Raw genomic sequence first — 611 nt, 5'->3', positions numbered from 1 at the left:
TCAGGGAAGGCAGCGAGGAGTACCTGGACTCGGAGAAATACCAGCTCAGGCCCCGCGACTGGGAAACGGCGGAACGGGAGGGCCGCACCATCACCCCGCTGCTGACCCGCCTCAACACCATCCGCCGCGAGAACCCGGCGCTCCAGCAGCTGCGCGACCTCCACTTCCACCACGCGGACCAGGAGGCGGTGATCGCCTACTCGAAGCGGAAGGGTTCGAACACCATTCTGGTGGTCGCCAACCTCGACCCCCACCACACCCAGGAGGCCACGGTCTCGTTGGACATGCCACAACTCGGCCTGGACTGGCACGAGTCGGTGCCGGTGCGCGACGAGCTCACCGGCGAGACCTATCACTGGGGCAGGGCCAACTATGTGCGCCTCGAACCGGGCCACCGTCCCGCGCACGTCTTCTCGGTGCTGCGACCGTCCAACCCGCAGATCGGAGGGTCACCCACAACATGATCGTCAACGAACCCGTTCACGACACCTTCGAGGACACACCCGCCAGGGACCGCGACCCGGATTGGTTCAAACGCGCCGTCTTCTACGAGGTGCTCGTCCGCTCGTTCCAGGACAGCAACGGCGACGGCGTCGGTGACCTGAAAGGCC

At 66.0% G+C, this 611-nt stretch carries 1 pseudogene; it reads left to right on the top strand.

From position 1 onward, the window contains the following. Positions 1-464 (top strand): annotated as a pseudogene (locus IE212_RS34560) (alpha-1,4-glucan--maltose-1-phosphate maltosyltransferase); the annotation flags it as partial. Positions 465-611: the final 147 nt, after the last annotated feature.

The organism is Streptomyces djakartensis (assembly GCF_014651075.1).
Classification (GTDB): Bacteria; Actinomycetota; Actinomycetes; order Streptomycetales; family Streptomycetaceae; genus Streptomyces; species Streptomyces djakartensis.
The sequence above is the reverse complement of the archived record's forward strand: the minus strand, read 5'-3'. Positions and strand labels throughout refer to the sequence as shown.